Origin of the sequence: Aquabacterium sp. (assembly GCF_004297345.1) — a bacterium.
GTDB lineage: Bacteria > Pseudomonadota > Gammaproteobacteria > Burkholderiales > Burkholderiaceae_C > Aquabacterium.
In genome coordinates this window covers 1-5,506 of sequence record NZ_SCTN01000522.1, presented here as the reverse complement: position 1 = coordinate 5,506, position 5,506 = coordinate 1, and the positions used below count along the sequence as shown (strand labels likewise).

The following is a 5,506-nucleotide window of genomic DNA, read 5'->3' as shown; positions in this document are numbered from 1 at the left end:
TGCCAGAGGGCGCCAGAAGGAAATTCGCAGGGTTTCTGAGGCCGACCAGATCAGCTTGCCGGAGTCCATCATTGCCTGATTGGCGTGTGGGTCGCCGTTGGCAAAAGTGAACAGTCCGTAAATGGAACCAGGTTGCGGGTTGCTCGCCAGGCCCGTCAGCAGGGACCAGTGCAGATAATCATCCCCCATCAGCCCCATATTGATCGTCGGGGCGACCAGCAGCATACCGATCAGCGCGGCGATCGGTATGCACCAGCGGCTTGAGAGCAATTTTCCCCACATGAACCACTTCCTCGAAAAAAATATTCCATTTTACCGAATACTCGTGAGGTATCAATTGGAGTTTACCTTGGTGGTATGCCGGTCGGAGGGGGATTGGTGTCGGCGGGTTCCATCTGTTCACGGGTCGGGAAAGCCCTCCTCGGGGCGTGACATGCATTCTGGAAAAATACCTCCGCCTAACGATGTTATACAACCGTCATGAAATTTGGCTCGCTACAGACACTCATCAGCACGAATGTGCATGGTTGATCTATTTTTGACTGCATTTTCGGAAGTTTTATGAGCAAGTGGCGTCGCCATCTGGTTTTCGGCAAACGTCTTCGCGCGGGCGCCACTGCGTCGAGGCAAGTTCTGACGGGCATCGACATCTTGCACGGCCATGTGTGCGTGCCCCTCGTGTTTGTCTACAAGAGAGGGTTTGACATCGAGTTGGCCGAACGGGGTATGCGAGAGCTGCTCCAGCACTACCCATTGGTGACGGGGCGCATCAAGAAGGATGCGCATGGTGAGGTCTACCTGGATGCCGATGACAGCGGCATCGATTTCACGGTGTACCGGTGTGATGGTGCCATGCCCTATGGCGAGCACAATCCACTGGGCGATGATCTCCTGCGCTTTTACAAGCGCTTCATGCCCTGGCAGGTGGTGGGCAAGGATCAGCCTGTGCTGCAAGTCGAGATTCACCGCTACGACGATGGCGGCATCGTGATGTGTGTGTGCATCGCGCATTCGATCTTCGATGGGTCCAGCTTCTTTGGCTTCATGGTCAACTGGTCACGCGCCTGCCGTGGCTTGCCGATCGAGGTGCCTTCTTTTGATCGCAGTGTGATGATCAAGGCTGGGCAGGCCGATATCGATACGAAAGGCTTTGGCTTGATTTATCCGCCGCCCCTGTTGAAGGGTGTGGGCATCATGGCCAGGCTAGGGTGGCGAGCGTTCACGGACATGAAGAAAGAGATCTTCCGTATCCCGGCCGCTACCGTGCAGAAGTGGAAGGATGAAGCGAGGGCTGTCTTGCCTGAATCGGCCAGCGTGAACACTGGCAAGCTGGTGAGCAGCTATGTGCTCAAGGCGCTGTCCCCACTGATGCCGCCTGATGTGCCGCGCAGCATCGGCATGGCGCTGGACATGCGCTACGTCAAAGGGCTTGCCCTGCCGCGCGACTATTTCGGCAACGGGCTTTGTTATGCGCAGGCATTCTTCTCGGAGCAGGAACTGGCTCAGGAAAACCTGTCCGTTTTGGCAGAAAAGTGCCGGCCGGCCGCTGATCAGGTCAGCGCGGGCTACGTGTCCAAGTTGCTGGCTGTGGCAGAGCGGCATCGTCAGCAGAACACGATCTGGCGGTTGATCTTCCAGCCTGCCATCGACACGCTGGGCGGCGGCATTGTTCAGAACAACCTGTCCTTGTTGCCCATCTACGATGTCGATCTGGGCAATGGCACACCCGATTGGTACGAGACGTTTGCCATGACCATCCGCATGATGGCGCTGGTATCGACGCCGGCCAAGGATGGTGGCGTGGATCTGCACATGGCCGCCAGCTGGGCGGAGTTGAAGGCGCTTCGCGCGCAGTTGCTTGCGGACGGTATTTCGCAGTTCCGCTGATCCTCAAGGTTGGAAGGCACATGGCCCAGTTTCGTTCGAAATCGATGCTTGAAAAGCGGCTTCACGCGGGTGTGACGGGTCCTCGTCAGTACCTCACCGGCCTGGATATCTTCCACGCGCATGCCGGTATCCCGGTGATGCTGGTCTACAAGAAGGGCTTTGATCTGGCGCTGGTTGAGCGCGCCCTGGTTGAGACGCTCAAGCACTACCCCATCCTGGCTGGTCGATACAAGAAGGACGAGCAGGGGCATGTCTATGTCGATGTCAACGATGGCGGCATTGACTTTCGTGTCAGTCGCTGTGAGGGCAAGATGCCTTATGGCCCGGAGAATCTGCAGGGCAAGCAGGACATCAAACGCTTTTACAAGCTGGTGCAGCCCTGGCAGGTGGTGGACAAAGATCAAGCGCTGCTGCAGGTCAACATCTTTCAATACGATGACGAGGGCATCGTGATGTGCTGCTATGCGCCGCACTCCTTGATGGATGGCTCAAGCTATTGGGGCTTCATGCAGAATTGGTCGAATGCCTGCCTTGGTCTGGAGATCAAGCCACCATCTTTCGACCGGGCCGTGTTGATCGAGGCCGGCAAGACGCCGATTGATCCTGCCAGTTATGACCTGATGGTGGCGCCGCGGATGCTTGATTTCGCCTGCATCATGGCGCGCCTGGGTTGGCGTGCGCTAGCTGGTTTCAAGAGCGAAGTCTTGCGCATCCCTGCAACGGCCGTTCAAAAATGGAAGGCACAGGCGAAAGCCGAGATGCCAGATTCTGCTGGTGTGAGCACAGTTGAGTTGGCGACCGCCTATGCCATGAAGGCATTTTCTGCATGTATGCCGCGAGGCGTGGCGCGCAGTGTGGGGCTGGTGCTGGATCTGCGATACAAGCGCCGCCTGAAGTTGCCACGCGATTACTTTGGCAACGCACTTTGTTATGCCGAGGCGCGCTATTCGGAGCAGGAGCTGGCAGAGCTCAGCGTGCCTGTGCTGGCAGAGAAATGCAGACCGGATAACGATCAGGTCAGCACGGCAAGCCTGTTCAAGATGTTGACGCTCACCGAGCAGTACCGGCAGAAAAAATCAGTGTGGCGACTGATCTTCAAGCCGACCATCGAGACCTTGCGCGGCGGCCTCATCCAGAACAATGTGGTCCAGTTGCCGATCTACGATATCGACCTGGGACGAGGAACGCCAGACTGGTACGACATCTGCCCCATGACCATCCGCATGCTGATGGTGGTTCACAACCCGCAAAAGGACGGTGGCGTGGACCTGCACGTGACAGCGACGCCTGCGGAGTTGGCCGCGCTACGCGAACGTCTGGTGGCCGACGACATTCGTAGCTGAGCGAAGATCCGATGCTGCGGGTGTGGCCGGTAGTTGCCACCTGTGAGTGAGCTCAATGAGGTAGTCGAACGGCCTGGGCGGCATTCAGCAATTGGGCGTGGCCGGCGGGGCGTAGAAAGCCAGCCTGCAGCAGTTTGTCTGCGGCTTGTTTGTAGGCTTGGTAGTAAGCCTGATCGCTGGGGTAACGCGCGCGAAGGGTGTCGGCATCGAAAGGCTTGACACTGCCGCCGGACATGCAGGCGAACGTTGCCCAGAAGCTCCAGAAGTTGCGCGGGCCGTTGTTGAAGACGCCATAGCGTGCGATCGGCACATCAAGATCGGGCAGCCTCAAACCGCCCATGGGGTTGCCGAGTTCATCGTCCTTCACAAAACCGATGTCCGTGCGCTGCAGTCTGGCGACTGTTGGAGGCGGTGTGCCATCCGTGATCCAGGTGCGCAAGGCATGCAATGCGGCATGATCGAACAGCTCAATTTGCAGTGGGCTGGATGGACCGAGGCAATCCGGTTTGGGGATATGAGCATCTTGCTGGCTGGACTTCAGCAACTCGTCCTGCATGAGTTGATCCAGGTGGGTGCCGGCCGCAATTTCCCAGTAGCGCAGCATGTCCGTGTCTTTTGTTTTGGACAGGGGCCAACTGATGCCGACTTCCATCTCGGTTTGCACTTGCATCAGCGGCACACCCAGATCCCGTCGTACCGATGGCATCACGATGTTGATGTGCCAGCCATTGACCTGAATGGCCGCAGGCGTTGCGCCGCGCAGGTAGTAGCCATCGAAGGCTTTGTTCACGGGCTGAAATGCGTTCATGAACGTGAACAGGAAAGACGCTGATTTCGAGTAGCCCATGCCCAGCAGCTTGACCTTGGGTGCCGAGGCTGGACCCCACTGGCTGGCAGATTGCCGCAGGGCCGAGGCAGCGTGCGCGTAGATGTCAAACGAGTAGTCGCTGTCGCTGATGTTGACCTGGGCGTAACGCTGTGGGTTGGCCTTCTTGAGTGACAGTGCACTGGCTCGCTCTGCGCTCACCCCTGCCCAGGCATAGCCTTCACGCAATAACTCGTCGCGGGTGGCAATCCAGCCGCCATCGATGTCGAAGCCCAGCGAGGTGTTCAACCATTCCACCAGCACGATGCCGTTGAAGCGGGCTGGATCCTTCGGACGGCGAATCAGGACGCGGGTGTCATAAGCTTGCGTGGTGCCACGCAGCTTGAGTTTCCAGCGGCCGTCGTCACCCCAGTCGCCGTCTTTGGCATAGGCCTGAGCCTGGCCTCGCAGGCGCCATTCTTCTTCGATATACCCATCGGCCGTCAGCTGAGCTTGCCTGCTCGATACCGGGCGCCCTGAGTCAGCTGCCTGCCAGGTGTAGGTGCCTGCGGCGATCGGTGCTGGCACGGCGGCGCTGGCCTTGTCGGCCTCCTGAGTCGTTGCATATGCCAGGCTCGTGCTCAAGGCCAGCCCCAGCAAGCCTTGGCCAAGCAGCCGGGCAACGCGGGCAGGTAAGGCAGCGTACATCTATCAAGCCTGCCGCAGGCACTCGATGATGCTCAGCTTGCCGGCGCGCCAGGCGGGCACAAAGCCGCCCAGAAAGCCCATCAGCAGGGAGAAGGCAATGGTTTCAACGCCCACAACCCAGGTGAGCTTGAAACGGAAGGCGAGTTCGGAGAAGGTCGCCATGTTCATCGTGGAAATGTTGACGGTCTGCATCACCGAGGCACCAGCCAGGCCCAGCAGGCCGCCTACCAAGGACAGGCCCAGCGCTTCGCCCAGGAAGGCAATCAGCACGGCTTCTCTGCGAAAACCCAGGGCGCGCAGGGTGCCGATTTCACCTATGCGTGAGGCCACCGCCGCGAACATCGTGATCATGGCCCCGACGATGGCGCCGATGGAAAAGATCACCGACAAGGACAAGCCCAGCAGCTTGATGAACTTGGTCATGCCTTCGGATTGTTCGGCATAGAAGCGCTGTTCCAGCTTCACATCGAGTTGCAATTGGGGGTCTTCCAGCACGGCCTTGGTCACGCCCCCAAAGGCCTCGACATTGGTCAGCTTGAACACGATGGACGAATACACCGTGCGGCGGAATGACTGCATCACCTGGTCGCCATCGCCCCAGATCTCGGAGTCAAAGCCGCTGCGTTGCGCGTCGAAGATGCCCACAATGGTCCATTCACGGCCAGCCATCATCAAGGTGTTGCCCAGGCTGATGTTGGCGAAACCGTGCGCCACAGCTTGCCCAACGATGATCTCGGTTGTGCCGCGTCTTTCGCCCCGGCAC

Annotated in this window: 5 protein-coding genes; 2 read left to right on the top strand and 3 right to left on the bottom strand. The window is 58.8% G+C overall.

Features of this window, described 5'->3' with window-relative positions:
- Positions 1-282, bottom strand: a 282-nt coding sequence (locus tag EPO09_RS20260; protein WP_290646064.1) for a hypothetical protein, incomplete at its 3' end; no start/stop codon positions are given.
- 279 nt (positions 283-561) lie between these two features.
- Between EPO09_RS20260 and EPO09_RS20255 the strand changes: the two genes are divergently transcribed.
- Together EPO09_RS20255 and EPO09_RS20250 are read left to right on the top strand one after the other, a co-directional pair.
- Positions 562-1,887, top strand: a complete 1,326-nt coding sequence (locus EPO09_RS20255; protein ID WP_290646062.1) for an acyltransferase — start codon at positions 562-564, stop codon at positions 1,885-1,887.
- A 20-nt stretch (positions 1,888-1,907) separates the two neighbouring features.
- Positions 1,908-3,230 carry an acyltransferase gene (locus EPO09_RS20250; protein WP_290646060.1) on the top strand — a complete coding sequence of 441 codons (1,323 nt, stop codon included), beginning with the start codon at positions 1,908-1,910 and terminating at the stop codon, positions 3,228-3,230.
- Positions 3,231-3,282: 52 nt separating this feature from the next.
- On the opposite strand, the gene EPO09_RS20245 is transcribed toward EPO09_RS20250, so the two are convergent.
- Positions 3,283-4,743, bottom strand: coding sequence for an alpha/beta hydrolase domain-containing protein (locus tag EPO09_RS20245; protein WP_290646058.1), 1,461 nt, complete (start codon positions 4,741-4,743; stop codon positions 3,283-3,285).
- A gap of 3 nt (positions 4,744-4,746) precedes the next feature.
- A partial coding sequence (locus tag EPO09_RS20240) for an ABC transporter permease (protein ID WP_290646056.1) occupies positions 4,747-5,506 on the bottom strand: 760 nt, incomplete at its 5' end.

Coding starts and splice junctions, on each gene's coding strand:
- EPO09_RS20245 (WP_290646058.1), bottom strand. CDS start 4,743: ATGTACGCTGCCTTACCTGCCCGCGTTGCCCGGCTGCTTGGCCAAGGC.
- EPO09_RS20250 (WP_290646060.1), top strand. CDS start 1,908: ATGGCCCAGTTTCGTTCGAAATCGATGCTTGAAAAGCGGCTTCACGCG.
- EPO09_RS20255 (WP_290646062.1), top strand. CDS start 562: ATGAGCAAGTGGCGTCGCCATCTGGTTTTCGGCAAACGTCTTCGCGCG.